Consider the following 23,517-nt stretch of genomic DNA (forward strand, 5'->3'; position numbering starts at 1 on the left):
GCCGTCCTCGTGCGCGCCATGACCGCGCTTCCGTCGCTTCTGCGACAGTCGTTCACGAACTTCGTCGAGGGGTTGGCCGTCGCGATCCCCCGCCTGCTCTCGGGGTTGGTCTTCCTCGCGTTGGCGTACGTGACGGTGCGAGTCGTCCTCGCGCTCGTCCGCTCGTCGATCGAGCGTGTGTACGTCGGCGACCGCGAACTGGTCGGCGACCTAATCGTCACGCTCGTGGCCATCTTCCTCTGGTTCGGCGTCGCGCTCACCTTCCTCAAGGTGCTCGGCATGGGCGACATCGCGGCGAGCCTGGGCACCGCCGTCGGCTTCATCGCGCTCGGGGTCTCCTACGCGCTCTCCGAGATGATCGAGGACACGGTGGCGGGCGTCTACCTCCTCCGCGACCCGGACTTCAACGTCGGCTACCGCGTCGAGGCGAAGGGCGTCACCGGCACCGTCGCCGCCATCGAGCTCCGGAAGACGCGGATCGACACGGACGCCGGCGACCGGATCGTGATGGCGAACCGCGAGATCGAGCCGCGCTGGACCCACGACGTGCCCGAGGAGCCGGCAGAGGACGCGACGGCCGACGACGGGGCCTCGACCGCCGACTGATCGGGAGCGGCGGTCGACGGACTCTCACCGGGCGAGGAGCCGTCTCCCAAAGCTTATCTATCAGCTACGAAACCCAACTTTCGCTATGTCAACACCCGCTACCGAACCCGGCGGCGAGCGCGTCGAGGGCGACACGACGCTGGCGGCGCTGGCGCACGCGTCGGCGCTCTTCGCCTCCTTCCTCGGACCGATCCTGTTCCTGGTCCTCGCGGACGACGACGACGAACTCGTCAAACAGAACGCGAAGAACTCGCTGAACTTCCAGATAATCGTCTTCGTCTCCCTCATGATCGCGGGCGTCCTGAGCTTCGTGTTCATCGGGCTCCTGCTGTTCCCGATCATCGGGATCGTCGACCTCGTCTTGGTCCTCATCGCCACCGTGAAAGCCAACGACGGACAGGTCTACTCGTACCCGTACACGCCGGACATCGTCTGAGCCCGCGCTCTTTCGGAGCGAGACACCGGCCGCTCGCGGAGGATGAGCGAGCGAAACGTAGTTCGTGAACGCAAAAAGCGACCGGCCTACAGTTCGTCCTCGAAGTCTTCGAGGGCGAACACCGTGTCGGCGCCGCGGCGGTCGAGCGTCTCGTTGGCGAGGAGCCAGTAGACGACCGACAGCGCGCGCCGCCCCTTGTTGTTCGTCGGGATGACGAGGTCGACGTTCGACAGCTGGTTGTTGGAGTCGCACATCGCGATCACCGGGATGCCGACGGTGATGGCCTCCTTGACGGCCTGCGCGTCGCCGATCGGGTCGGTGACCACGACGACGTCCGGCTCGATGTAGCCGGCGTAGTCGGGGTTCGTCAGCGTGCCCGGGATGAACCGTCCCGTGCGGGCGCGGGCGCCGATGGCGTCCGCGAACTTCTCCGCCGGGAACCGGCCGTACTGCCGCGAGGACGTGACGAGGATCTGCTCGGGGTCGTAGTTCGCGAGGAAGTCCGCGGCCGTGCGGATCCGCTGATCGGTCAGGCTCACGTCGAGGACGTACAGCCCGTCGTCGCGGACGCGGTGGATGAACCGCTCCATGTCCGCCGTCTTCTGCTGGGTCCCGATGTGGACACCGGCGGAGAGGTAGTCCTCGACGGGGATCAGCAGGTCGACGTCGTCGTCGGGCATGACGTCGTCGTCGAACGGGGAGGCGTCCTCCTCTTCGTCAGCCTCCTCCGCGGCCTCGGCGGCCTCGCTCTCGGCGTCGGCGGACGCCCCAGTTTCGGCGTCAGCGGACGCCTCCTCGGCGCCCGCGTCGGCGGTCGGTTCCTCGGTCGTGTCGGCCTCCTCCTCGACCGCCGCGTCGACCGCCTCGGTCTCCGCGTCGTCGTCGAGTTCGACCGCGTCGTTGTCTTCGCTCATGCGTGGTGTGGGCCCGTCATACCGCGTCGTCCGCGATGCGGACCAGTTCGTTCAGCTTGGCGGTGCGCTCGCCGCCGACCGTGCCGGTCTTGATGTAGCCGGCGTCGGTCGCCACGGCGAGGTGTGCGATGGTGGTGTCCTCGGTCTCGCCCGAACGGTGGGAGATGACCGTCTCGTACCCGTTGCGGGCGGCGAGCTCGACGGCGTCGAACGCGTCAGACAGCGTCCCGATCTGGTTCGGCTTGATCAGGATGCTGTTGGCCGCGCCCGCGTCGATCCCGTCCTGGAGCCGCTCGACGTTGGTGACGAACAGGTCGTCGCCGCAGATCAGCGTCCGGTCGCCGACCCGGTCGGTCAGCTCCGCGAACGCCTCGTAGTCGTTCTCGTCGAGCGGGTCCTCGACGTACGCGAGGTCGTACTCGTCGACGAGCCCGGCGACGTACTCGATCTGCTCGTCGGCCGACTTCGTCTCGTCGCCGTACACGTACGCCTCTCGGTCGTCGTCGTACAGCTCGGCGGCGGCCATGTCGAGTCCGAACCGGATCTCGAACCCGACCTCGTCTTCGACGCGGTCGACCGCCTCGTCGACGACCTCGAACGCGTCCGCGTCCGAGATGGGGGGCGCCCACGCGCCCTCGTCGCCCTTCGCCGCGGGGACGCCGCGCTCGTCGAGCACGTCCGCGACCGCCGCGTGGACCGCGGCGTTCGCGAAGACGGCCTCCGAGACGCTGGGCGCGCCGACCGGCGCCGCGAGGAACTCCTGGATGTGGGTCGCCTCCTTGGCGTGCTCCCCGCCGCCGACGACGTTGCCGAGCGGAATCGGGAAGTTCTCGCCGCGGAACGCGCCGCCGAGGTGCTGGTACAGCGGCGCGCCCAGCACGTCGGCGGCCGCCTTCGCCGCCGCCATCGAGATGGCGACCGCGCTGTTGGCGCCGATGGCGGAGAAGTCGTCCGTCCCGTCGGCGGCGCGTAAGGCGTTGTCGACCGCGCGCTGGTCGCCCGCGTAGACGCCTTCGAGGCGCGGCACCGCGTGTTCGCGGGCCTTCGCGATCGACTCGCTCGCGGGCAGTTCGATCGCCTCGTACTCGCCCGTCGAGGCCCCGCTGGGGGCCGCCCCGCGGCCGAAGCCGCCGGACTCGGTGAGCACGTCGGCCTCGACCGTCGGGTTCCCCCGAGAGTCGAGCACGCGGCGGAGCGAGACGCTGGTGATCCGCGTCATCAGCTTTCCCTCCGGACGGTGAACGGGAGCGCGCCCGCGTCGTACTCCTCCGCGGCGACGAGGATCGGCTCCGTCTGGTCCGTGTCGATCAGCACGGGCGCCCCGTAGGACACCTGTAGCGCTCGCGCGCCGAGGATGCGTGCCTTCTCGTATCGATTGTATCGCTGTTCTGACATGGTTACTGGTACGGCGAGACGACGTCGACGAGGTCGCGGTGGCTGACCAGCATGCGCCGGCAGCAGTGCCGGTCGACCCCGAGGTCGTCGAGCACCTCGCCGGGGTCCTCGTCGCCCTCGCGAGCCCGCTCTTTGAACTCCTCCCAGTGCTCACCCACGACGTTGCCGCACGTGAAACACCGGACCGGGATCATCATGACTGGATCACCTCAGCGGTAGGACTTCTGGTAGCGAGCGCGCGCGCCGGGTCCGCCCCACTTCTTGGGTTCGGACTGGCGCACGTCGTTGACCAGCAGGGTGCGGTCGAAGTTCATGTACGCGTCGCGCAGCTCGGCGTCGCCGAGGTGCTGGACGAGGCCGCGGGCGATGGCGGTCCGCGTCGCGTCCGCCTGCCCGCTGAAGCCGCCGCCCTCGACGTCGATGTCGATGTCGACGCCGTCGCGGAGCTCCTCGCCCGCGATGCGGAACGGCTCCAGCATCTTGAGCCGCGCCTGCTCCGGTTCGACCAGCTCGACTGGCTGGGAGTTGATGCGCACGCGGCCCTCGCCCTCGCGCACGGTGGCGCGGGCGACGGCCGTCTTCTTCTTGCCTGAGGTGTTCGTTACCATGTGACGTTGGCTCCCAGAGACTCGGAGATCTCCCCGAGCGTGGTGAATTTGATGTTCGAGAGGCGGTCGAGCGAGGTACCGTCGAGAACGACGCTCTCGACGTCCTCGTCGCGCTCGTAGGGGTTCCCGACGTACACGCGCACGTTCGAGAACGCCTCGCGGCCGTCCTCCGACTTGTACGGCAGCATGCCGCGGATGGCGCGCTTGAAGATCCGGTCCGGACGCTTGGGGTAGTAGGGCCCGCTGTCCGAGCCGAGCTCCGCGCGCTTGTGATACGTCTCCATCGTCGCCTCCTCGTTGCCGGTGATGACGGCGCGCTCGGCGTTGACGACGGCGACGGTCTCCCCGGCGAGGACGCGCTGCGCGACCTCGGAGGAGACGCGACCGAGGATACAGTCGCGGGCGTCGACGACGACGTCCGCGTCGATCTTCGCGAGGCTCATCGGATCACCCGCACGTTGCTTCCTTCGGGGTTCTGTTCGACGTACTGTTCAAGCGTCACCGCTTCGCCGGCCTGGTCGATCTTCGTCCGGGCGGTCCCGGAGAAGTCGACGGCGGCGACGGTAACGTTCGTTTCGAGCACACCGCTGCCCAGCACCTTGCCGGGGACGACGACCGTCTCGTCTTCCTGCGCGTATCGTTCGATACGGCCCAGGTTGACCTCAGCGTGCGTGCGCCGTGGCTTCTCCAGTCGGTCGGCGACGTCCTGCCACACGTTGGCACCGGAGTCACGCGAGACCGACTTCAGATCGGCAATGAGGTTCTGTAGTTTCGGGTTCGTCTTGCTACTCATAGCTGTCCCTCCTGAACGGAGAGTTCGTGGAAAACGGAGTGCAGGGAGCAGGATTTGAACCTGCGGACCTCTACAGGACAGCGCCCTGAACGCTGCGCCGTTGGCCTGACTTGGCTATCCCTGCGTGCACTCCATCGTATTCCGGCTCCCTTCAAACCACTTTCGGTCCCGGCGTCCCCGCGGTCGGTCGCGGGCGCTCCGGCGGTCGGAGCGGCGCCGCGGCTGTCTGCGGGGGCGACGGTCAGGGGATTGGTTCGAAGGGCCGTCATTTCCTTATACTGCGACTTTCGTCTGTAGTTCGTCCGCGCGCTCCTCGATGGAGTCGATGGCGCGGAGCAGCAGTTCCTCGACGTCGAACGAGCCGTCCGTCTCGATGTGGAAGACGAACGCCCCCGGCACGTCCTCGACCGCGACCTCCTTCCCGGGGAACCGTTCCGAGAGGTCGTTGTCGAACTCGTCGGTGAGCTCGATCTCTCCGTCCGGCGTCTCGATGACGCCGCGGAGGATGTTCGGCTCGTCGTCGTCGAACTCGCCGCGGTCGCCCTCGACCGAGACGCGCTGGAGGTGACGGTACCCGACGGAGACGCCGCCCTGGTGTTTGGCGTGCTCCTTGCCGGTGTCGAGGACCGCGTCGGCCTCGAACTCCAACCGCTGTCCCTCCTTCAGCTCGATGATCGGAACGTTCTCGTCGGCGACTTCGACGAGCGGATCGCTGCTCTCGATGTCGCCGGAGTACGCCGTCGCCGGGCCTTCGACGTCGAGCGCGAGGGTGACCTCGTCGCCGAGTTCGAAGTCGTCGAGCGGCGTCGTCAGGGGCACCAGCCCCAGACGCAGGCCGATCATCTCGTCGAACATGACCGAGGAGTTCTCGACGAACCGGACCGTGTCGATCGAGAACGTCGGGACGTCGGCGATCATCGCGCGGCGAATGCCGTTGGCGAACGCCGGCGTGAGCCCGCGGATCAGCACCCGCGCGCTGCGATCGTCCCGTTCGACGTACTGGACGTCGAATTCGTCTTCGGTCATGTCAGACTCGCTTGTTCTTCGGCGCCTTCGTCCCGTCGTGCGGGATCGGCGTGACGTCCTCGATGCGCCCGATCTCGACGCCCGCACGCGAGAGCGCGCGGATCGTCGCCTGCGCACCGGGACCGGTGGACTTGTTGAGGTTGCCGCCGGGGCCGCGCACGCGAACGTGTACGCCCTCCAGGCCGGCGTCTTTGACGCGCTCGGCGACGACCTCCGCCATCTGCATGGCGGCGTACGGCGACGCCTCGTCGCGGTTCTGCTTCACCACGGTGCCGCCGGACGACTTGGCGATCGTCTCGGCGCCCGTCTCGTCGGTGACCGTGATGAGCGTGTTGTTGAACGACGCGTACACGTGGGCGATGCCCCACTTTCCTCCGTCCTCGGATTCACTCATGGTTGGTTACTCCTGTGACTCCGCGCGCTCGGGGTGGAGATCGTCCGCGAGCGGGCTCGTCTCGTCGAAGGCGATGGCGCCCTCGTCGTCGACGTCCACCTTCACCGACGGGCGCGTGACGCGAGCGCCGTTGACGGTGATGTGGCCGTGGACGATGAACTGGCGGGCCTGCTGGGTCGAAGAGGCGAATCCCTGGCGGTAGACGATCGTCTGGAGCCGGCGCTCCAGGAGGTCCGTCACGTCGAGCGACAGGACCGTCGAGATGTCGTCGTTGTCGCCGAGGATGCCGATCCGGCGGAGCCGTGCGACGAACTCCGCGCCGGCGTCCTGGGCGGCGTCGACGTCGCCCTGCGCCTCGCCGAGGAGCCGTCGGGCCTCTCGACGCATGTTACGCAGTTCGGACTGCGCTCGCCAGAACTCCTCTTTGTTCTTCAGACCGTACCGCGAGAGGAGGTCGGACTCCTCGGCGATGCGCTCGCCCTGGTACGGGTGGTTCGGCGTCTCGTAGCCCTTGGTGTTCTTGCCGGTACTCATTCCTCGTCACCCGCTTCGTCGTCCGCCATCTCCTCGCGGATCTCCTCGACGTTGACCCCGATGGTCCCCTCCGAGCGACCCGTGGACTTGGTGCGCTGGCCGCGGACCTTCTGCCCGCGCTTGTGGCGCACGCCCTTGTACGATTCGATGATCTTCATGCGGTTGATGTCGTGACGGCGCTTCTCGTTGACGTCCGTGCCGACGAGGTGCGTCGTCTCTCCGCTGAAGAAGTCGTTCTGTCGGTTCGTCATCCACGACGGGACGTGGTCTTCGAGGTTCTCGGCGATGTCGACCACCGCGTCGATGTCATCCTCGTCGAGGAGCCCGAACGTGGCGTTTCGGTCCACGTCGGCCTTCTCGGCGACCAGCCGCGCCGTGCGCGTGCCGATGCCGTCGAGTTCGGACAGGCTTCGCTCGACCGTCTTCGTCCCGTCGAGGTCCGCGCCCCCGATCCGAACGAAGTACTGGAGGTCTTCCTCCTCCTCCGGCGAGTCGTCCTGTGATTCTTCCGTGCTCATGTGTTGGTTGTGGTGAGCCCTACCGGCGCGAATCCGGCGGTACTCGTCCGTTCGAGCGTTGCGGCGGGGATTCGAACCCCGGAGGCAGTGACGCCACAGAGTTAGCAACCCTGCGCCTTGGGCCAGGCTTGGCTACCGCAACCCGCGTTGTATCATCGCCCTCTCGGACTCGGGGCCCGACGCCCCTGCAGTTCGTGCGTTCGTATGCTCCCGCTTTCGGTACTTAAACATCACGAAACGCCCGGGTCGCTGTGGCGGTCTCGCACGGTCGTCGCTTGGGTGGTATCGGAGTCCGACGAGATCGCGGCGGACGCGTCGGATCCGTCGAGGTGGAGCTGTTGGTGTCCCGTTGTTCAAACGCTGTCTCGGCTGAAACAGTTGGTCACCGAGTAGCGCTTCTCGATCGTTTCGGGAGCAGATGCGCCGGAGCGCTTCGGCGTTATTTATAAACAACTCGTGACTTCGCGGTGAACACCGCCTAAGCCCCAGCCGCTTGCTTATAAATGGTTGCTCGCAGATCGTCGGTGAACACCGCCTAAGCCCCAGCCGCGAGGGCTCGGTGCGCTCGCTGTCGCCCGAAAATCTTCGATTTTCGGGATGACGAGAGAGCTTCACTCTCTCGAACCACGCGCCTCGGTCGCTCACTTCGTTCGCTCCCTCGGTGCGAACGTCGCGCACCTTCGCCCTCGCGGCTGCCCCTTTGCGTCCCACCCGACCGCGACCGCACGGCACCTCACGCCTCCCCAGCCTCGTCGGGCGCGTCCGTCGGGCTCCCTTCGGTCGCCCTCGGCGCGCCCGACTCCCTCGCGCGTGCGACTCGCGGCCTCCGCTTCGCTCCGGCCGCTCGCCGGCACGCGCCACCGCAATGTCATTTATAACTGGCCGCTACCCTCGAGACGCGCCGTCCGTTTCCGTGAGGCGTACTGTTTAGTGGGTCCCGCGGGAGGGTCCGCGTATGCAAGCCGTTCAGTTCGCCGACCACGGCGACCGCGACGTGATCGAGTACGGCGAGTTCCCCGACCCCGAGCCCGACCGCGGCGAGGTGCTCGTCGACGTCAAGGCCGGCGCCTTGAACCACCTCGACATCTGGACGCGGCGCGGGATGCCCGGCATCGACCTGGAGATGCCGCACATCCCGGGCAGCGACGCGGCGGGCGTCGTCGAGGCCGTCGGCGAGGGCGTGACGCGGTTCGAGCCGGGCGACCACGTCGCCGTGAGCGCGGGCGTCTCCTGCGGGAACTGCGAGTTCTGCCGCAACGGCGAGGAGTCGCTGTGCGTCTCCTTCCACATCATCGGCGAACACGTCCGCGGCGTCCACGCCGAGAAGGCGGCGGTTCCCGCCGAGAACCTCGTCCCGGTCCCGGACGGCGTCGACTGGGAGGTCGCCGGCTCCGCGTCGCTCGTCTTCCAGACCGCGTGGCGCATGCTCCAGACGCGCGCCGACATCGAGGCGGGCGAGAAGGTGCTCGTCCTCGGCGCCTCCGGCGGCGTCGGCCACGCCGCGGTCCAGATCGCCGACCACGCGGGCTGTGAGGTGTTCGCGACCGCCTCCACCGAGGCGAAGCTCTCGCACGCCGAGGAGTGCGGCGCCGACCACGTCATCGACTACGAGGCGAACGACTTCGCCGAGGAGATCGACGCGCTCACCGGCAAGCGCGGCGTCGACGTCGTCGTCGACCACGTCGGCGAGGCGACGTATCCGAACTCACTGAAGTCGATGGCGAAGGGCGGCCGGCTCGTCACCTGCGGCGCGACCACCGGCCCGAACCCGGGCGCCGGGCTCAACCGCATCTTCTGGAACCAGCTGTCGGTCCTCGGCTCGACGATGGCGACGCCGGGCGAGGTCGACGAGGTCTTGGACCTCGTCTGGGACGGCACCTTCGAACCGCGCGTCCGCGAGGTGCTGCCGATGAGCGAGGCCGCGCGCGCACACGAGATTATCGAGAACCGTGAGGGCTTTGGCAAAGTGGTGGTTAAACCCGACAGTGAGCTCTGAGACCGACGCCGGCGCGGACGCGACCGCTGACGGCACCACCGACGGCGGCTACGTCCACGTCCCGGAGGACGACGGCGGCGAGAGCGAGGGGGCCGCCGGCCCCGAAGCGTCGGCGTCGGCCACCGACGAACCCACCGCCGACGGTTTCGGTCGCGAGGGGTGGGCGCTGACGGCGGCGATTTTCGTCTGCGCGCTCGTCATCCCGGGGATCATCTACGTCTACCCGTACGCCGCGGGCTGGTTCGGGCTCCCCTTCTTCGCGACGTACCTCGCGCTCCCGCTCGTCCCCGCGCTCCTCCTCGGCCTCGTCGCGGTCTGGTCGATGACGGCCGCGACGGCCGATAGCGAGCCCTGACCGCGGCCGGCTTCGCCCCGGTCAGATCGCCCCGTCGCGCCGTCGAACGACAACCGTTTTGAACGACACCCGCGCAGTGGTGATATGTTGATCACCGTCTCCGGCCCGCCTGGGAGCGGGAAGAGCACCAACGCCGTCCAGCTGGCGGACGCGCTCGGTCTCGGACACGTCTCCGGCGGCGACATCTTTCGCGAGATGGCGGCCGAACGCGACATGACGCCCGTCGAGTTCAACGAGTTCGCCGAGGAGGACCCCCAGATCGACCGGGACCTCGACCGCCGGCTCCGCGAGATCGCGGTCGAGCGCGACGACGTCGTCCTCGAATCGCGGCTCGCCGGGTGGCTCGCGGCCGACCACGCCGACTTCCGGTTCTGGTTCGACGCGCCGCTGTCGGTCCGCGCGGAGCGGATCGCGGAGCGCGAGGCGAAGCCCGTCGACCGCGCGGCGACGGAGACGGAGCGACGCGAGGCCTCCGAGCGCAAGCGGTACCGCGAGTACTACGACATCGACATCGATGACCTCTCGATCTACGACGCCGCGTACAACACCGCCCGCTGGGGCCCCGAACGGTTCCTCGACGTCCTCGTCGCCACCGTCGAGGCGTACGATCCCGACGACGACGAGGGGAAAGCGCCCGTCGAGGGCGTCAGTTACGACTTCTGAGCCACACCCGCCGCACACCTCATGACAGACGCCTCCGACGCCGACGCCGACGCTCCCGCCGACGGCGAGGGGCCCCTCAGAGCGCCGCCCGGCGAGCGCTCGGTGCCGGAGCTGCTCCGATTCGGCGTCGTCAACCTCGATAAGCCGGCCGGCCCCTCCTCCCACCAAGTGTCGGCGTGGGTTCGCGACGCCATAGACGAGACGCTCGCCGCGCTCGACTCCGAGGGCCCTCCCACGGGCGGCGTCGCCCACTCGGGCACGCTCGATCCGAAGGTCACCGGCTGCCTTCCCACCCTGACCGGCGACGCGACGCGCATGGCGCAGGTGTTCTTAGAGGGCACCAAGGAGTACGTCGCGGTGCTGGAGATCCACGGCTCGACCCCGGCGGACTTCGAGGACGTGGTCGCGGAGTTCGAGAGCGAGATCTACCAGAAGCCGCCGCGGAAGAGCGCCGTGAGCCGTCGACTCCGCACGCGGACGATCCACGACCTCGACGTGCTGGAGGTCGACGACCGGCAGGCGCTCATCCGGATCCGTTGCGAGTCGGGGACGTACGTCCGAAAGCTGTGCCACGACATCGGGCTCGCGACCGGCGTCGGCGCGCACATGGGCCACCTCCGCCGGACCGCCACCGACCCGTTCGACGACCGCGACCTCCACACCCTTCAGGACCTCGTGGACGCGCTCGCGTGGGCCGAGGACGGCGACGACACGCTCCTCCGCGAGGTGGTCCGACCGGCGGAGGACGCCCTGACACACCTCCCCGCGGTGACGGTCGCGCGGTCCGCCGCGCGCAGCGTCGCGACCGGCGCGCCCGTGTACGCGCCCGGCGTGATCGACGTCGACGACGCCGCCGCTCGGCCGGACCGCGACGGCGACGACGATCCGCCGCTCGTCGCGTGTTTCACGCCCGACGGCGTCGCGGTCTGCCTCGGGCGGGTCGTCGGCGATCCGGACGCCGAGAGCGGGACGGTCGTCGCCCTAGAGCGCGTTCTTTTATAACTCCGCCATCCCCGGGTTCGGGTATGGACGAGTCGGACGCGAACGGGGAAGCGGGCGGACGGATCGAACTCGGAAGCGCGAGCGCCGCGCCGGGGACGCTCGACCGCGGCCGGCTCCCGGTCGCGGAGCTCCCGACCGGAGGCGCGGAGCGGCTCCCGGTCGTCGTCGCGAACGGCGCCGAAGCCGGACCGACGCTGTGGCTCACGGGCGGCGTCCACGGCGACGAGGCGACCGGCGTCGCGGTCGTTCAGGACGCGGTCGCGGCCTTCGGCGACTACCTCGCCGACCTCGCGGGCGCGGTCGTCGCGGTGCCCGCGGTCTCCCCCGCGGGACTCCGTCGGAACGCACGGGAGACGTACTACGCCGACGAGGACCCGAACCGTCACTTCCCCGACGCCGACACGGAGTCGGCGCGCCCGCCGAAGCTCCAGGAGCGGATCGACGCCCGCCTGTACGCCGCGATCACGGGTGAGGTGCCCGACGACGCGGGCGAGTCCGCGGACGATTCGAGGCAGTTCGCCGTCGAGACGGTCGGGACGAACGCGGCCGCGGACGCGCTGATCGACTGCCACACCGCCGGCGTCGGCAGCGAGCCCTTCGCCATCCGCGACCGCGTCCTCTACGGCGACCGCCGGAGCGAGTCCGAGGCGGCCGCGCTCTCCGAGGACCTCGGCCGGCTGGTCGACGCGTTCGGCCTCCCGGTCGTCCGGGAGTACCCCGCCGCGGAGTACGTCGAGGAGAACCTTCAGCGCTCGACCGCGGGCGCCGTGCTCAACGAGGCCGGGATACCGGCGTTCACGGCGGAGCTGGGCGCCCACAGCGTCGTCGACGACGCCCTCCTCGACGCGGGCGTCGCGGGCGCCTTCGGCGTCGCGGTCGAACTCGGATTATTGGACTCCGGCGACGTGCCCGAGTCGGTCGGCGAGCCCGGCGTCGGCGTCGATCCCGCTCCGGTCGAGTTCCCCGTGCGGCGCTTCCGCGGGCCGACGACTGACGACTCCGGCCTCGTCCGGCACCGCGTCGCGGCCGGCGACGCGTTCGCCGAGGGCGACGTGCTCGCGAGCGTGGTCGACGCTGCGGGCGCGGAGCGCGCGACGGTCCGCGCCGACAGCGACGGGTACGTCCTCGGTCGGTGCGAGGGGCTGGCCGTCTACGAGGGGGACCCGATCGGCAGCCTCGCGGTGCGGGACGACGGCGACCTCGTGGTCCCGCGGGACGCCGACGAGGAGTGAAGCGAAGTCCTTAATTACCGGACCGTCGTTTTTCCGGGTGTAGTCAGGGACCGTGGGGTAGTGGTATCCTATGCGGATGGGGTCCGTATGACCTGAGTTCGACTCTCAGCGGTCCCACTTCAATTTCTACGGAAACCAGCGTTAGTAGTCCCGGGATTGTTCGTTTCGTAGACGCGAGGGAACGACCGATCCGATAACATCCACGAAACCGTTGCGACTCACCATTGTCACTGGTTTGGCGCCAGCACCGATCAAAAGCAAGCAAAAACTGCGGGAAAAGACGCTGTATCAGCCGATTAGCTGAAGTCCCAGGTGTCCTCGAAGATCGCGTTCCCGCTCGGGTCGTGGATTATCCGAACTGTAGCGTCTCCGGAGGGACTAACTGGGATGGTTGCGTTCCTCCGCTCTCCACTCTGCCAGGGGCCCGCACCGAAGTCGCCTCCTCTCTCACCGTCGACCGAGACCACGAGATCCGATCCCTCGATCGCCTGACCGCCGGTCTTGGTCACCGTGATATTCGTCGTATCGTTACCCTCGATCGTGAAAGTCGCCTGCGGCGCGGTGTCCCCTAACTGATCGCCGAGTCCGAGGACGAACGTCCCGATGACGGCCGCCAGGATGACTGTGATCGCGACCATCAGGATGACCCCGATAACGGGGCTCACCGCGCGATCGTCCGAGTTGGATTGGTTCTGTGGTTTCATTGTTTGAACCCAGCGGTTCACCGAGAAACGGGAGTGAGAGACTCGTGTGCCATAGTCGAAGTGGCTCTCAGGTCCGTTCCGATCGGTTGCTGGTTAGCTAAACAGATGAGGACTGGGCTTATGTACTTAATGGCATGAATATCAGCGCCGAAAGTTGAGCGCGTAGCCCCCGCCTACTCGGGACGCCGTCCCGAAACCGCCGACTCGGACGCCGGTTCGGGGAAGTAGCGTGAGGCGTCTGGATCGCGCGATCACCTCGGGCACCGCTCCGCAACCACTAAACGCGGCTCGCTCCTTGCTTCGATAATGGCCGACTGGACGGAGAAGTACCGCCCGAGCACGCTCTCGGAGGTGCGCGGCAACGACAAGGCCCGCGACGCGTTCGCGGAGTGGGCCCGCTCGTGGGACGACCACCGCGAGGCGGTCGTCCTCCACGGGAGCCCGGGCGTCGGGAAGACGAGCGCGGCGCACGCGCTCGCGAACGACATGGGGTGGGAGACCGTCGAGCTCAACGCCTCCGACCAGCGCACCGCCGACGTCATCGAGCGGTTCGCGGGACGGGCCGCGCGCAACGCCACCCTCGGCGGGAGCGCGGCGGGCGGCGGCGCGGCCGGCGGCGACACCGCCTCCCGGCAGCTCGTCATCCTCGACGAGGCCGACAACATCCACGGCAACTACGACCGCGGCGGCGCCTCGGCGATCACGAAGCTGGTCAAGGAGTCGGGCCAGCCCATCGTGCTCATCGCCAACGACTTCTACGACATGTCGCGCGGGCTCCGGAACGCGACTCAGGAGATCGAGTTCCGCGACGTCTCCGCGCGTTCCATCGTCCCGGTCCTCCGCGACGTCTGCCGCAAGGAGGGGATCGAGTTCGAGTCGGACGCGCTCCAGCGGATCGCGGAGGGGAACCGCGGCGACCTCCGCGGCGCGATCAACGACCTCCAGGCCGCGACGCAGGGGCGCGACTCGATCACGGTCGAAGACGTGGTAACGGGCGACCGCGACAAGGCGCTGGGGCTGTTCCCGTTCCTCGACGCGGTCCTCAAGGAGGAGTCCGCGGAGGAGGCGCTCCAGTCGGCGTACGCCGTCGACGAGACGCCCGAAGACCTGGCGCGGTGGATCGAGAACAACCTCCTCGACGTGTACGAGCCCGCGGAGGCGGTCCGCGCCTACGACTTCCTCGCGAACGCGGACGTGTGGCTCGGCCGCGTGCGCGCCACGCAGAACTACTCCTACTGGCGCTACGCGACCGACAACGCGGCCGCGGGCGTCGCGGCGGCCCGCGACGGCGAGAAGGGCGGGTGGACGCGGTACGGCCGCCCGCAGTTCTGGTCGTCGTCGGACGCGACCGCGGACGAGGTCGTCGGGAAGATCGCGGCCGCGAGCGGCTGTAGCGTCGCGACCGCTCGCCGCGAGGTGTTGCCGTTCCTCCAGGCCGTCACCCACCACTGCAAGCCCCGCGAGCTGACCGTCGCGATGGCGGCCGCCTACGACCTCGACGAAGAGGGCGTCGCCTTCGTTACCGGCTCCGGCGAGTCGACGAACAAGGTGGCGTCGATCGTCGAGGACGCGCAGGCGCGGCGCGACGAGCTGATCGAGGAACACGCCGACGGCGCCTTCGCCCTCGACGCGGCAGGGCGCGCGGACGGCGACGACGCGGCGGCCGACAGCGACGACGGGTCCGCCGCGGCCGGATCCGACGCGGACGCTGCCGGTGCCGGTCGCGACGACCCCGTGGACGGGGAAAGCTCAGACGACGCGGCCGCGGGAGACGACGACGGCGACGACGATCAGGCCGGGCTGAACGACTTCATGTGAGTCGCTCCCCGGCCGCGCACCGCGGAGCGGCTCCTGATCGGCTCCGGAGTTCGCAGGTGGTCCCTTCTCTCCGACCCGCTTTCCGTCCGGCACCGTGTCCGTCGGGGTGCGACGCGGTACCGGACGAGCGTTCCGGCAGGACGGTCAGACGCCGCGAGTCCGACTCGCCTCGCCCTCGGACGGCTCCGCGGTCTCGACCGGCTCGTCGCAGACGAACTCGAACCGAGCGCCGCCCTCCCGGCTCCGGGCCGCCGAGACCGTCCACCCGTGAGCCTCCGCGATCCGCTCGACTATTGCCAATCCGAAGCCGGTCCCGCCCGGGGCGGTCGTGTGCCCCGGCTCGAAGACCGCCTCCCGCTGGTCCGGGTCGATCCCCGGGCCGTCGTCCGCGACGTAGAACCCGTCGTCCGTCCGCCCGACGCGAACGCGGACCGCGGCGTCCTCCGCGTTTCCCGCGGCGCGCTCCCCCGACAACTCCTCGCGCGGCGAGAACGTGCCGGACGCGGCCCGGTCCCCGGACCCGCTCCCGGCCGGGTCCGAGCCGGGCAGCGCGTCGACGTCCTCGGGCGTCCCGTGTTCGAGGGCGTTCCGGAAGAGGTTCTCTAAGGCCTGCCGGAACCTGTCGGCGTCGCACGGGACCGTTCCGAGCGGGCCGTCGACGACGAGGGCGGCGTCTGCGCGTTCACCGACGGTCTCCCACGCGCTCTCGACGACCGGCCGCAGTTCCGTCGGCTCGGCGGACTGGACCGTCTCTCCCTCCCGCGCCAGCGTCAGCAGTTCGCCGATGAGGTCGTCCATCCGGTCGAGCGCGTCGAGGGCCCGGTCCAGCCGCTCGGGCGACGCATCCTCGTCGAGTTCGGCGGCCAGTTCGATGTTCCCGACTGCGACGGAGAGGGGGTTCCGAAGGTCGTGTGAGACGACGCTCGCGAACTCCTCGAGCCGTTCCCGCTGTCGCTCCAGCCGTCGCCGTCGCTGAACGCGTTCGTCCGCCAGAAAGAGGTACCCCACGACGGCGCCGTCGTCCGTCGCCCGTCCTCGCTCGTGGACCCACCGCGGCCCCTCATCAGACGTGACTCGATACACCACGTCGACGGGGTCCGAGTCGAGCGCCTCGCGGAGCCGCTCCCGGTCGTCGCCGACGACGCGGTCGAGCCAACCGCCGTCCGGTCGTTCCGCGACCTCGGGCCGTGGCTCACCGGACGCCTCGATCACGAACCGCGAAGGGTCGCCCTCGGGGCGACGGTACGCGATCCCGGGCCGCCGTTTCGTCGAACGCGACACGTGTCAACGAGGTTACTCGGCAATGATAAACCTTACTCGGATATCACTTGTCATGCGCTGAGAACAACTGAATATCGTGTGAAATAATCGGTGGAACGGGGGAATGCCGGGGGTACTTTGTCGCGGCCGCCGATGGATCGGCGTATGCGCGCAGCGATCCTCCGAGCGTACGGCGAGCCGCTCGCGGTCCGCGAACTCCCGGACCCCGAACCGGCCCCCGACGGCGCCGTCGTCCGCGTCGACGCCTGCGGCGTCTGCCGCAGCGACTGGCACGCGTGGGCCGGCCACGGCGAGTGGGCGGACGACCGGGTCCCGCGCGGCCAGGTCCTCGGACACGAACCGGCCGGCGAGGTGGTCGACGTCGGCGACGAGGTGGACCGGTTCCGCCCGGGCGACCGCGTGGTCGTCCCCTTCTCGCTCGGCGACGGCACCTGTCCGCACTGCCGCCGCGGGGCCGGCAACGTCTGCGAGGACGGGCGTGCGCTCGGGTTCGAGGCCGCCGCGCCGGGCGCGTTCGCGGAGCGGGTGGCCGTCCCGGCCGCCGACTACAACCTCGTCGAACGCCCCGAGTGGCTCGGCGCGACCGCGGCCGCGGCGCTCGGCTGTCGGTACATGACCGCCTATCACGCGCTCGCGGAGCGGACGACCGTCGGCGGGGGCGACGCCGTCGCCGTCCACGGCTGCGGCGGCGTCGGGCTCTCCGCGGTCCAGATCGCGGCGGCGCTCGGCGCGCGCGTGATCGCGGTCGACGTCGACGACGACGCCCTCGCGCTCGCGACCGAGTTCGGCGCGGCCGAGACGGTGAACCCGGCGTCGCTGCCGGAAGCGGACGACTCAGTTCCCGAACGAGTCCGGGACCTCACCGACGGCGGCGCCGACGTCTCGCTCGACGCCTTGGGGATCGCTGAAACCTGCCGCAACTCCGTCCGGTCGCTGCGGCCGCGGGGCACGCACGTCCAGGTCGGGCTCACGACGGACGCCGAGCGCGGCGAGGTGTCGCTGCCGACGGACTGGATGACGCGGTGGGAAATCTCCTTCGTCGGCTCGCGCGGGATGCCACCGACGAGCTATCCGGACCTGTTCGCGCTGATCGAGGCGACGGGGATCGACCCCGGCGACCTGGTCGCCCGCGAGCTGTCGCTGTCGGAGGTCTCCGACCGGCTCGCCGCGATGGACGAGTACGAGGCGACGGGCGTCGAGGTCGTCACCGACTTCGAGGGGTGACCGTCACCGCTCGCGGTTCGCGCCGAGCCCCGGGATCGCGACGCGGGCGTCGACGCGCTCCATGAACTTCGACGCCGTGAGCACCAGCGCGAGGTACATCGCGCCGAGTATGAGGAAGACGGCCGTGTACCGGAAGGTGTCGGTCGCGACCTGGTTGGCCCGGTAGTACAGCTCCGGGACCGTGATGAAGCCCGCGAGCGACGAGTACTTGATCAGGTAGACGAACTCGTTCGTCCACGAGGGGATCGCGTAGCGGAGCGCCTGCGGGAGCACCACGTAGTAGATCGACTCGATCTTCGAGAGCCCGATCGCCCGGCCGGCCGTGATCTGCCCCTCGTCGACGCTCTCGACCGCGCCGCGGATGTATTCGGCCTGGTAGGCGGCCCCGTTGAGCGTGAATCCGAGGATCGCGACCCAGACCACGTCGCGCGGGAACACGCCCGACAGCGACGCCGGAACCGACGCCGCGAGGTTGAGGCCGTAGTACAGCACGAACAGCTGCGCGAGCAGCGGCGTGCCGCGAAACAGCTCGGTGTATCCCAGCGAGAGCCACGCCGAGAACCGGCCGTACACCCGCGCGACCGCCAGCGGCACGGCGATGAAGAAGCCGCAGACGAGGCTCACCCCGGTGATGACGACCGTGAGCCACGTCCCCTGCGCGAGGACGGGCGAGAGTTCGACCACGAACGCGGCGTCGGCCGCCACCGCGGCGAGCCCCGGCACCGCGGCGAACGCGCTCTCGACGGCGTCCGGCGCGACGAACGGCTCGCCGACCGGGGCGATGGCGCCGCCGAGCCATCGGTTGACCCAGCTGACGACGAGCCAGCCCCAGAACAGCGCGCCGGCGGCGACGAGGAGGGCCTTCCCCGCGGACGGGTCCGCGTCGGACACGCGCTCGCCCACCGTCCGCGGTCGCGTCGCCCCCGCCATCAGTCGTGGCTCGCGATGCGTTCGAGGAAGCGGCCGGTCCGCTCGTTCTCGGGGCGTTCGAACAGCTGCTCCGGCGGGCCGCGTTCGACGACCCGACCGTCGTCCAAGAACACGACCTCGTCGGCGACCGCCCGCGCGAAGCTCATCTCGTGGGTGACGACGAGCATCGTCATCCCCTCGTCGACCAGGGACCGCATCACCTCCAACACCTCGCCGATGAGCTCGGGGTCGAGCGCGCTCGTCGGCTCGTCGAACAGCATGAGCTTCGGCTCCATCGCCAGCGCGCGGGCGATCCCCACGCGCTGCTGTTGGCCGCCGGACAGCTCGGCCGGATACGAGTCGAGCTGGTCTGCGAGGCCGACGCGCTCCAGCTGGTTCGCGGCGCGCTCGCGAGCCTCGTCCTCGGAGAGGTCGAGGACGCGGCGGGGCCCGAGCGCGACGTTTCCGACCGCGCTCAGGTGTGCGAACAGGTTGAAGCTCTGGAACACCATGCCGACCTCCCGCCGGAGCTCGTCGACGTCGGTGTCGGGCGAGAGGACCTCCTCGCCGTCGAGGGTGATCGAGCCCTCTTGGGCCTCCGCGAGCCGGTTGACGCAGCGCAGCATCGTCGACTTCCCGGAGCCGGACGGGCCGATCAGCACGGTCACGTCGCCCCGGTCCATCCCGAAGGAGACCTCGTCGAGCACCTGCTCGTCGCCGTACCACTTCGAGACGTCGCTCACCCGGAGGAAGTCGCCGTCAGTCACGCCGACTCCCCCTCCGGGATCGCGTAGCGGGTACCGAGGTAATCGAGCGCGCGGTTCGTCGTGAACGTGAGGACGAAGTAGATGCCACTGATGAACAAGATGACTTCCAGGACCGCCGTCGTCTCCTGCGTGAACAGGTCGTACCCGCGGGTCAGAAGCTCCGCGAGCCCGATCGCGAAGACGATACTCGTGTCCTTCAACACGATGGTGAACTCGTTTTGGAACCCCGGGATCGACCGCCGAAGCGCCTGCGGCACGACGACGTACCGGATCGCTTCGAACTGCGAGAGCCCGACGGATCGGCCGGCCTCCAGCTGGCCGTCGTCGACGCTCGACAGGGACGCCCGGAATATCTGCGACTGGTACGCCGCGCTCCGCAGCCCCAGCCCTAAGATGCCCGCCGAGACCGCCGGCGAGATCGACCCGACGCCGGTGTTCACCTGCGGGACGCCGATCACGAAGTACATCACGAGGAGGATGACGACGATCGGCGTCCCGCGGAGGACGACGCCGGCGGTACTCACGAGCCGCTTCGGGAGCCCCTCGCCGTACACCTCCACCGCGCCGGCGGGGAAGCCGACGAGGAACCCGAGCAGGATCGACGCGACGGTGAGCCCGACCGTCAGCAGGACGCCGCCGGCCAGGTAGTCGACGTTCCGGATGACGAACCACCAGTCGGCGGGATCGCCGACCAACCACCAGTCGATCGACTCGCTCACGGAGCCGACGGCGCCGGCCGGTAGCGGCGTCTCGCCGGAGGCCGTACTCGACGCGAGAGCGCCGAGGCTATCGGACGCGTCGAGCGCGAGGGGCCCCGCGACCGACATCCTACTCCTGCCCGAACCAGGTGTTCGTTATCTCCTGGTACGTCCCGTCGTCTTGGACGGTCGCCAGCCCGTCGTTGAGCGCGGACTGGAACTCGGACTCGTTCTGTCGGATCCCGAAGCCGAACTGCTCGCCCGTCTCCTCGACGAACGCGATCGTCACGTCGCGGTTCGCGGCGAACGTCTCCGCGACGGGGTTGTCGACGACGACCGCGTCGATGTTCCCGTTCGAGAGATCCTCGACCGCGAGGACGTAGCTGTCGTACGTCGAGAAGCTGTCCTCCGAGATGATATCCTCGCTGACGAGGTTCGACTCCACCTCGTCGGCGCCGGTCGTCCCCGACTGCGCCCCCACGCGCGTGCCCTCGAAGTCCGCCCATCCAGACGGCTGGAAGTCGCCGCCCTCACGCACGAGGATCGCCTGGTCGGACTCCCAGTAGGGGTCCGAGAAGGCGATCGTCTCCTGCCGCTCCTCGCTGATCGTCATCGCCGCCGCGATGACGTCGATCTCCTCGTTCTGCGTGAGCGCGGGAATGAGCCCGTCGAAGTCGAAGGTGGCCCACTCGCCGAGCTCGTAGTCGGTCTCTTCGACGACCGCCTCGAGCAGGTCGATATCGAACCCGACCAGCTCGCCGTCCTCCCGCATTTCGAACGGCGGGAAGCCGGGCGCGGTTCCGGGGGTGATCGTGGTGGTGTCATCGCCGAGGCAGCCGGCGACGCCGGTCAGTCCAACTGCGGCCGATCCGCCGGTCAGCTTCAGGTACGTCCGACGGCTCACGTCGGCGTGGGTGCGGCGTGTCATACCTGTGCGAGTACGGGGAATGATTTCAACCTTTCCTCCCTCGGGCAGGATCAACACGTCTCTGGCGGTCCGACACCGACCCTGCCAAGGTGGCTAACAAAAATCCGACGGCGCGCCGCCGGTCAGTCGCCGCCGATCGGGACGGAACCGTCGCGCATCCCGCCCGTTCCGCGGAGCGTCCACGCCGCGCCCGCGGCGAGCGCGACCGCGATTCCCAGCGCGGCGAGGTTGATCCCCTGCCACGTCGCGGTGTAGAGAACCAGGTCGCGGCCGAGAAGCAGCGTCGCGACGAGCGCGGCCATCGAGCCGGCGGCGAGCGCGCGGACGGTGGCGGCGGTACCGGCGTCGAGCCCGTCGTGCCCGCCTCGGACCGCCTCCGTCGCGTACGCGACCGTCGCGACGAGCCCGAGGTGTCCGGCGAGCCCGGTAATATAAAAGGCGGCCTGCGCGGGCGGCGCGTAGGTGAGGAACGGCACCGCCCGCGAGAAGACCGCGCTGGCGACGATGCCCGCGACCGCGACCCCTGCGGCCGCGCGGAGCAGCCGCGAGTTCCCGCGGCCGCCGCCCCAGATGGTCGCCAGCCCGAGCAGGGTGAAGATGGCCAGCGCCACGATCAGGTGTGCGGCGTGAGTCGACACCGTGTACCCGCCGGGGACGAGTCCGCTGAGGGTAACGGTGATCGCGCCGACGGTGATCTGAAGCGGGAGGATTGCGACCGCCAGCGTCGCCGCCAGTTTCGTCCGGCGCTCGAAGCCGGAGCCCAACCACGTCCACCCGGCGACCCCGACGATGAGGAAGCCGGTGACCATCGCCCACACGCGGTGGAACCACTCGATGAAGTCCGGGTTGATCGTGAGTGCCGGAATTAGCTGGTCGGAACACAGCGGCCACTGGGCCTGACACGCGAGCCCGGAACCGGTCGCCGCGGTGTAGACGCCGAGCGAGAAGAGGACGAGCGTCATCCCCGTCGTCGCCGCCGCGTATCGCCTGAACGTTAGCCACGCGGGCCGAAGACTCATTGGCCGAATTCGGGCGCGCGCGTACTTAGACCGTTCGGCCGCTCCCCGCGCTCGGGAAGCGTATGCGGCCGCCTGCCACGCCCGGGGAGCGCATGCGGTCGCCTGCCACGCCCGGGGAGCGCATGCGGCCGCCTGCCACGCCCGGGAAGCGCGGCGTCGCGCCCGCCGGCTTCCGAACGTTTTTGACTGACCAGTCAGTCAGTATTAGTACGAACCGAATGGAACACACGGACCGACCGATCCCCGACGCCGCGCACGGCCCTCTCCGCGAACGCGACGATCCGATCCCTTCCGGGGTGACCCGCTGATGGGCCTCCGCGACTCGATCGGCTCGCTGTTCAAGGGGGCCGACGAGCTGGACCTCACCTCGGGCGACATCGGGTGGCCGCTGTTCTTCCTCTCTTTACCGATCGTCGTCCAGAACCTCTTTCAGGTGCTGTACAACCTGGCCGACACCTTCTGGCTCGGCCGCTACAGCACCGAGGCGCTGTCCGCGATCACGTTCGCGTTCCCGATCGTCTTCCTGATGATCTCGCTGGCGCTCGGCGTCTCCGTCGCGGGGAGCGTCCTCGTCGCGCAACACACCGGTGCCGGCAACGAGGAGCGCGCCGCCTACGCCGCCTCGCAGACGATGGCGTACGCGGCCGTCATCTCCGTCGTGCTGGGCGTGCTGGGCTACGTCCTCGTCGACGACGTCACCGCGCTCCTCGGCGTGAACGAGACGGTGGCGCCGCTCGTCGTCGAGTACATGCGGGTGTACGCGGTCGGCCTGTTCGCCGTCTTCGGCTTCGCGGTGTTCATGGCGCTGATGCGCGGCTACGGCGACACGGTGACCCCGATGTACGTCATGGCTGGCTCGGTGGTCCTCAACATCCTCCTCGACCCGATCTTCATCTTCGGGTTCGACGCGAACCCCCTGTTCGGCGCCCTCGGCCTCGGGGGACTGGAGGCGGCCGCGCTCGACGCGACCGGGTTCACCGGCTGGGGGATCGCCGGCGCCGCCATCGCGACCGTCGGCTCCCGGGCGCTCGCCCTCCTCGTCGGGCTTCGGATCATGTTCCGCGGTGACCGAGGGGTTCGGATCCGGCTCTCGGAGATGCTCCCGGACCTCGAGTTCGGCAAGACGATCCTCGGCATCGGCCTCCCCGCCTCCGCCGAGGGCGCGGCCCGCTCCGTGTCGATCACCGCGCTCCTCGTCGTGGTCGCGAACTTCCCGAACGCGGTCAGCGGGGCGTACGGCATCGGGACGCGGATCTTCTCGGTGATCTTCCTGCCGGCGCTCGCCGTCTCGCAGGGGATCGAGACGATGACGGGACAGAACATCGGCGCCGAGGAGCTGGACCGCGCCGCCGAGACGAACCACTTCGGCGCGCGTGCCATGCTCGGCCTGCTCACCGTCGGCGGCGGCGTCATCGTCCTCGGGGCGCGCCCGATCGCCGGCGTCTTCTCGCCGGACCCCGCGGTCGTCGACCACGCGACGACGTTCCTCCGCGTGAGCGGGCTCTCGTTCGGGTTCATCGGAGTCATGCGCGCGTACACCGGCGGGTTTCGCGGCGCCGGCCACACGATGATCGCGGCGGTCATCTCGCTTATCACGCTCGGCTTCGTCCGCCTGCCGGTCGCGTGGGTCGCCGCCGGGTCGCTCGGCGCGATGGGGCTGTGGATCGCCTTCCCGGTCTCGAACGTCGTCGGCGGCG

At 69.4% G+C, this 23,517-nt stretch carries 28 protein-coding genes and 3 tRNA genes; 11 read left to right on the forward strand and 20 right to left on the reverse strand.

Annotated elements, in window-relative coordinates:
* The first annotated feature begins 18 nt into the window (after positions 1 to 18).
* Positions 19 to 606: a mechanosensitive ion channel domain-containing protein gene (locus tag C470_RS13320; RefSeq protein WP_004595264.1), complete on the forward strand. Its 588-nt coding sequence runs from the start codon at positions 19 to 21 to the stop codon at positions 604 to 606.
* 85 nt (positions 607 to 691) lie between these two features.
* Complete coding sequence (locus C470_RS13325) at positions 692 to 1,042, forward strand: DUF4870 domain-containing protein (protein WP_008367865.1); 351 nt, start codon at positions 692 to 694, stop codon at positions 1,040 to 1,042.
* Between the two features lie 86 nt (positions 1,043 to 1,128).
* On the opposite strand, the gene rpsB is transcribed toward C470_RS13325, so the two are convergent.
* The 13 genes from rpsB to C470_RS13390 all read right to left on the reverse strand — a co-directional run bounded on the left by rpsB (position 1,129) and on the right by C470_RS13390 (position 7,366).
* Positions 1,129 to 1,956 carry a 30S ribosomal protein S2 gene (rpsB, locus tag C470_RS13330; protein WP_004595262.1) on the reverse strand — a complete coding sequence of 276 codons (828 nt, stop codon included), beginning with the start codon at positions 1,954 to 1,956 and terminating at the stop codon, positions 1,129 to 1,131.
* 16 nt (positions 1,957 to 1,972) lie between these two features.
* Positions 1,973 to 3,175, reverse strand: a complete 1,203-nt coding sequence (eno, locus tag C470_RS13335; RefSeq protein WP_004595261.1) for a phosphopyruvate hydratase — start codon at positions 3,173 to 3,175, stop codon at positions 1,973 to 1,975.
* Positions 3,175 to 3,351, reverse strand: a complete 177-nt coding sequence (locus C470_RS13340) for a DNA-directed RNA polymerase subunit K (RefSeq protein ID WP_004595260.1) — start codon at positions 3,349 to 3,351, stop codon at positions 3,175 to 3,177. The genes eno and C470_RS13340 overlap by 1 nt, the downstream gene beginning before the upstream one ends.
* A 2-nt stretch (positions 3,352 to 3,353) precedes the next feature.
* Positions 3,354 to 3,548, reverse strand: coding sequence for a DNA-directed RNA polymerase subunit N (locus C470_RS13345; protein ID WP_006628058.1), 195 nt, complete (start codon positions 3,546 to 3,548; stop codon positions 3,354 to 3,356).
* A 12-nt stretch (positions 3,549 to 3,560) separates the two neighbouring features.
* A complete protein-coding gene (locus C470_RS13350; RefSeq protein ID WP_004595258.1) occupies positions 3,561 to 3,959 on the reverse strand; it encodes a 30S ribosomal protein S9 in 399 nt (132 codons plus the stop codon).
* The gene (locus tag C470_RS13355) at positions 3,953 to 4,402 is read right to left on the reverse strand and encodes a 50S ribosomal protein L13 (RefSeq protein WP_008367868.1); all 450 of its coding nucleotides are present in this window, start codon (positions 4,400 to 4,402) and stop codon (positions 3,953 to 3,955) included. Before C470_RS13355 ends, C470_RS13350 begins: the two co-directional genes overlap by 7 nt.
* Positions 4,399 to 4,752 carry a 50S ribosomal protein L18e gene (locus C470_RS13360; RefSeq protein ID WP_004595256.1) on the reverse strand — a complete coding sequence of 118 codons (354 nt, stop codon included), beginning with the start codon at positions 4,750 to 4,752 and terminating at the stop codon, positions 4,399 to 4,401. Before C470_RS13360 ends, C470_RS13355 begins: the two co-directional genes overlap by 4 nt.
* 39 nt (positions 4,753 to 4,791) lie before the next feature.
* Positions 4,792 to 4,876: transfer RNA gene (locus C470_RS13365), tRNA-Leu, on the reverse strand.
* A 149-nt stretch (positions 4,877 to 5,025) separates the two neighbouring features.
* A complete protein-coding gene (locus tag C470_RS13370; RefSeq protein WP_004595255.1) occupies positions 5,026 to 5,778 on the reverse strand; it encodes a DNA-directed RNA polymerase subunit D in 753 nt (250 codons plus the stop codon).
* 1 nt (position 5,779) lies between these two features.
* Positions 5,780 to 6,172, reverse strand: coding sequence for a 30S ribosomal protein S11 (locus C470_RS13375; RefSeq protein WP_004595254.1), 393 nt, complete (start codon positions 6,170 to 6,172; stop codon positions 5,780 to 5,782).
* A gap of 6 nt (positions 6,173 to 6,178) precedes the next feature.
* Positions 6,179 to 6,706, reverse strand: coding sequence for a 30S ribosomal protein S4 (locus C470_RS13380; RefSeq protein ID WP_004595253.1), 528 nt, complete (start codon positions 6,704 to 6,706; stop codon positions 6,179 to 6,181).
* The gene (locus C470_RS13385; protein WP_004595252.1) at positions 6,703 to 7,224 is read right to left on the reverse strand and encodes a 30S ribosomal protein S13; all 522 of its coding nucleotides are present in this window, start codon (positions 7,222 to 7,224) and stop codon (positions 6,703 to 6,705) included. Before C470_RS13385 ends, C470_RS13380 begins: the two co-directional genes overlap by 4 nt.
* Positions 7,225 to 7,280: 56 nt before the next feature.
* Positions 7,281 to 7,366: transfer RNA gene (locus tag C470_RS13390), tRNA-Ser, on the reverse strand.
* A gap of 813 nt (positions 7,367 to 8,179) precedes the next feature.
* On the opposite strand from C470_RS13390, the gene C470_RS13395 reads away from it, so the two are divergent.
* The 6 genes from C470_RS13395 (at position 8,180) to C470_RS13420 (ending at position 12,589) form a co-directional block, all read left to right on the forward strand.
* A complete protein-coding gene (locus tag C470_RS13395; protein WP_007345846.1) occupies positions 8,180 to 9,220 on the forward strand; it encodes a zinc-binding dehydrogenase in 1,041 nt (346 codons plus the stop codon).
* Positions 9,210 to 9,575: a hypothetical protein gene (locus C470_RS13400; protein ID WP_008367872.1), complete on the forward strand. Its 366-nt coding sequence runs from the start codon at positions 9,210 to 9,212 to the stop codon at positions 9,573 to 9,575. The genes C470_RS13395 and C470_RS13400 overlap by 11 nt, the downstream gene beginning before the upstream one ends.
* An 84-nt stretch (positions 9,576 to 9,659) precedes the next feature.
* Positions 9,660 to 10,238 (forward strand): (d)CMP kinase, encoded by a 579-nt coding sequence (cmk, locus tag C470_RS13405; protein WP_004595249.1) that lies wholly within the window; start codon positions 9,660 to 9,662, stop codon positions 10,236 to 10,238.
* Positions 10,239 to 10,259: 21 nt separating this feature from the next.
* A complete protein-coding gene (locus tag C470_RS13410; protein ID WP_008367874.1) occupies positions 10,260 to 11,240 on the forward strand; it encodes an RNA-guided pseudouridylation complex pseudouridine synthase subunit Cbf5 in 981 nt (326 codons plus the stop codon).
* A gap of 23 nt (positions 11,241 to 11,263) precedes the next feature.
* Complete coding sequence (locus C470_RS13415; protein WP_008367876.1) at positions 11,264 to 12,472, forward strand: succinylglutamate desuccinylase/aspartoacylase family protein; 1,209 nt, start codon at positions 11,264 to 11,266, stop codon at positions 12,470 to 12,472.
* A gap of 46 nt (positions 12,473 to 12,518) precedes the next feature.
* Positions 12,519 to 12,589 (forward strand) — tRNA-Pro (locus C470_RS13420).
* 179 nt (positions 12,590 to 12,768) lie between these two features.
* Here the strand turns inward: C470_RS13420 and C470_RS13425 are convergent.
* Positions 12,769 to 13,176 carry a type IV pilin gene (locus C470_RS13425; protein WP_049908745.1) on the reverse strand — a complete coding sequence of 136 codons (408 nt, stop codon included), beginning with the start codon at positions 13,174 to 13,176 and terminating at the stop codon, positions 12,769 to 12,771.
* Between the two features lie 306 nt (positions 13,177 to 13,482).
* On the opposite strand from C470_RS13425, the gene C470_RS13430 reads away from it, so the two are divergent.
* On the forward strand, positions 13,483 to 14,994 hold the full coding sequence (locus C470_RS13430; RefSeq protein ID WP_008367881.1) for a replication factor C large subunit: 1,512 nt from the start codon (positions 13,483 to 13,485) through the stop codon (positions 14,992 to 14,994).
* 144 nt (positions 14,995 to 15,138) lie between these two features.
* On the opposite strand, the gene C470_RS13435 is transcribed toward C470_RS13430, so the two are convergent.
* Complete coding sequence (locus C470_RS13435; protein WP_008367883.1) at positions 15,139 to 16,275, reverse strand: sensor histidine kinase; 1,137 nt, start codon at positions 16,273 to 16,275, stop codon at positions 15,139 to 15,141.
* A gap of 144 nt (positions 16,276 to 16,419) precedes the next feature.
* Here C470_RS13435 and C470_RS13440 point away from each other — a divergent pair, with 144 nt between their 5' ends.
* Entirely contained in the window at positions 16,420 to 17,499 is a 1,080-nt protein-coding gene (locus C470_RS13440) for a zinc-dependent alcohol dehydrogenase family protein (protein WP_008367885.1), read from the forward strand.
* Positions 17,500 to 17,502: 3 nt separating this feature from the next.
* Here the strand turns inward: C470_RS13440 and C470_RS13445 are convergent, their stop codons facing one another.
* The 5 genes from C470_RS13445 to C470_RS13465 form a co-directional block, all read right to left on the reverse strand.
* A complete protein-coding gene (locus C470_RS13445; protein ID WP_008367887.1) occupies positions 17,503 to 18,429 on the reverse strand; it encodes an amino acid ABC transporter permease in 927 nt (308 codons plus the stop codon).
* Positions 18,429 to 19,175, reverse strand: coding sequence for an amino acid ABC transporter ATP-binding protein (locus C470_RS13450; protein ID WP_007345895.1), 747 nt, complete (start codon positions 19,173 to 19,175; stop codon positions 18,429 to 18,431). Before C470_RS13450 ends, C470_RS13445 begins: the two co-directional genes overlap by 1 nt.
* Entirely contained in the window at positions 19,172 to 20,002 is an 831-nt protein-coding gene (locus tag C470_RS13455; protein ID WP_008367890.1) for an amino acid ABC transporter permease, read from the reverse strand. Before C470_RS13455 ends, C470_RS13450 begins: the two co-directional genes overlap by 4 nt.
* A gap of 1 nt (position 20,003) precedes the next feature.
* Positions 20,004 to 20,801, reverse strand: coding sequence for a basic amino acid ABC transporter substrate-binding protein (locus tag C470_RS13460; protein WP_008367891.1), 798 nt, complete (start codon positions 20,799 to 20,801; stop codon positions 20,004 to 20,006).
* 122 nt (positions 20,802 to 20,923) lie between these two features.
* On the reverse strand, positions 20,924 to 21,763 hold the full coding sequence (locus tag C470_RS13465) for a COX15/CtaA family protein (protein ID WP_008367893.1): 840 nt from the start codon (positions 21,761 to 21,763) through the stop codon (positions 20,924 to 20,926).
* A gap of 364 nt (positions 21,764 to 22,127) precedes the next feature.
* Here C470_RS13465 and C470_RS13470 point away from each other — a divergent pair.
* Positions 22,128 to 23,517 (forward strand): MATE family efflux transporter (locus C470_RS13470; RefSeq protein ID WP_008367896.1); only part of this gene is annotated, 1,390 nt, incomplete at its 3' end.

This window comes from Halorubrum distributum JCM 13561 (genome assembly GCF_000337395.1).
Taxonomy (GTDB): domain Archaea; phylum Halobacteriota; class Halobacteria; order Halobacteriales; family Haloferacaceae; genus Halorubrum; species Halorubrum distributum.

Excerpts from the sequence above, each read along its gene's own strand:
- C470_RS13340 (WP_004595260.1), bottom strand. The coding sequence starts at position 3,351 with ATGTCAGAACAGCGATACAATCGATACGAGAAGGCACGCATCCTCGGC.
- C470_RS13415 (WP_008367876.1), top strand. The coding sequence starts at position 11,264 with ATGGACGAGTCGGACGCGAACGGGGAAGCGGGCGGACGGATCGAACTC.
- C470_RS13370 (WP_004595255.1), bottom strand. The coding sequence starts at position 5,778 with ATGACCGAAGACGAATTCGACGTCCAGTACGTCGAACGGGACGATCGC.
- C470_RS13325 (WP_008367865.1), top strand. The coding sequence starts at position 692 with ATGTCAACACCCGCTACCGAACCCGGCGGCGAGCGCGTCGAGGGCGAC.
- C470_RS13430 (WP_008367881.1), top strand. The coding sequence starts at position 13,483 with ATGGCCGACTGGACGGAGAAGTACCGCCCGAGCACGCTCTCGGAGGTG.
- eno (WP_004595261.1), bottom strand. The coding sequence starts at position 3,175 with ATGACGCGGATCACCAGCGTCTCGCTCCGCCGCGTGCTCGACTCTCGG.
- C470_RS13395 (WP_007345846.1), top strand. The coding sequence starts at position 8,180 with ATGCAAGCCGTTCAGTTCGCCGACCACGGCGACCGCGACGTGATCGAG.
- rpsB (WP_004595262.1), bottom strand. The coding sequence starts at position 1,956 with ATGAGCGAAGACAACGACGCGGTCGAACTCGACGACGACGCGGAGACC.
- C470_RS13320 (WP_004595264.1), top strand. The coding sequence starts at position 19 with ATGACCGCGCTTCCGTCGCTTCTGCGACAGTCGTTCACGAACTTCGTC.
- C470_RS13425 (WP_049908745.1), bottom strand. The coding sequence starts at position 13,176 with ATGAAACCACAGAACCAATCCAACTCGGACGATCGCGCGGTGAGCCCC.
- C470_RS13440 (WP_008367885.1), top strand. The coding sequence starts at position 16,420 with ATGCGCGCAGCGATCCTCCGAGCGTACGGCGAGCCGCTCGCGGTCCGC.
- C470_RS13350 (WP_004595258.1), bottom strand. The coding sequence starts at position 3,959 with ATGGTAACGAACACCTCAGGCAAGAAGAAGACGGCCGTCGCCCGCGCC.
- C470_RS13380 (WP_004595253.1), bottom strand. The coding sequence starts at position 6,706 with ATGAGTACCGGCAAGAACACCAAGGGCTACGAGACGCCGAACCACCCG.
- C470_RS13460 (WP_008367891.1), bottom strand. The coding sequence starts at position 20,801 with ATGACACGCCGCACCCACGCCGACGTGAGCCGTCGGACGTACCTGAAG.
- C470_RS13375 (WP_004595254.1), bottom strand. The coding sequence starts at position 6,172 with ATGAGTGAATCCGAGGACGGAGGAAAGTGGGGCATCGCCCACGTGTAC.
- C470_RS13445 (WP_008367887.1), bottom strand. The coding sequence starts at position 18,429 with ATGGCGGGGGCGACGCGACCGCGGACGGTGGGCGAGCGCGTGTCCGAC.
- cmk (WP_004595249.1), top strand. The coding sequence starts at position 9,660 with ATGTTGATCACCGTCTCCGGCCCGCCTGGGAGCGGGAAGAGCACCAAC.
- C470_RS13465 (WP_008367893.1), bottom strand. The coding sequence starts at position 21,763 with ATGACGCTCGTCCTCTTCTCGCTCGGCGTCTACACCGCGGCGACCGGT.
- C470_RS13455 (WP_008367890.1), bottom strand. The coding sequence starts at position 20,002 with ATGTCGGTCGCGGGGCCCCTCGCGCTCGACGCGTCCGATAGCCTCGGC.
- C470_RS13360 (WP_004595256.1), bottom strand. The coding sequence starts at position 4,752 with ATGAGTAGCAAGACGAACCCGAAACTACAGAACCTCATTGCCGATCTG.
- C470_RS13345 (WP_006628058.1), bottom strand. The coding sequence starts at position 3,548 with ATGATGATCCCGGTCCGGTGTTTCACGTGCGGCAACGTCGTGGGTGAG.
- C470_RS13355 (WP_008367868.1), bottom strand. The coding sequence starts at position 4,402 with ATGAGCCTCGCGAAGATCGACGCGGACGTCGTCGTCGACGCCCGCGAC.
- C470_RS13410 (WP_008367874.1), top strand. The coding sequence starts at position 10,260 with ATGACAGACGCCTCCGACGCCGACGCCGACGCTCCCGCCGACGGCGAG.
- C470_RS13385 (WP_004595252.1), bottom strand. The coding sequence starts at position 7,224 with ATGAGCACGGAAGAATCACAGGACGACTCGCCGGAGGAGGAGGAAGAC.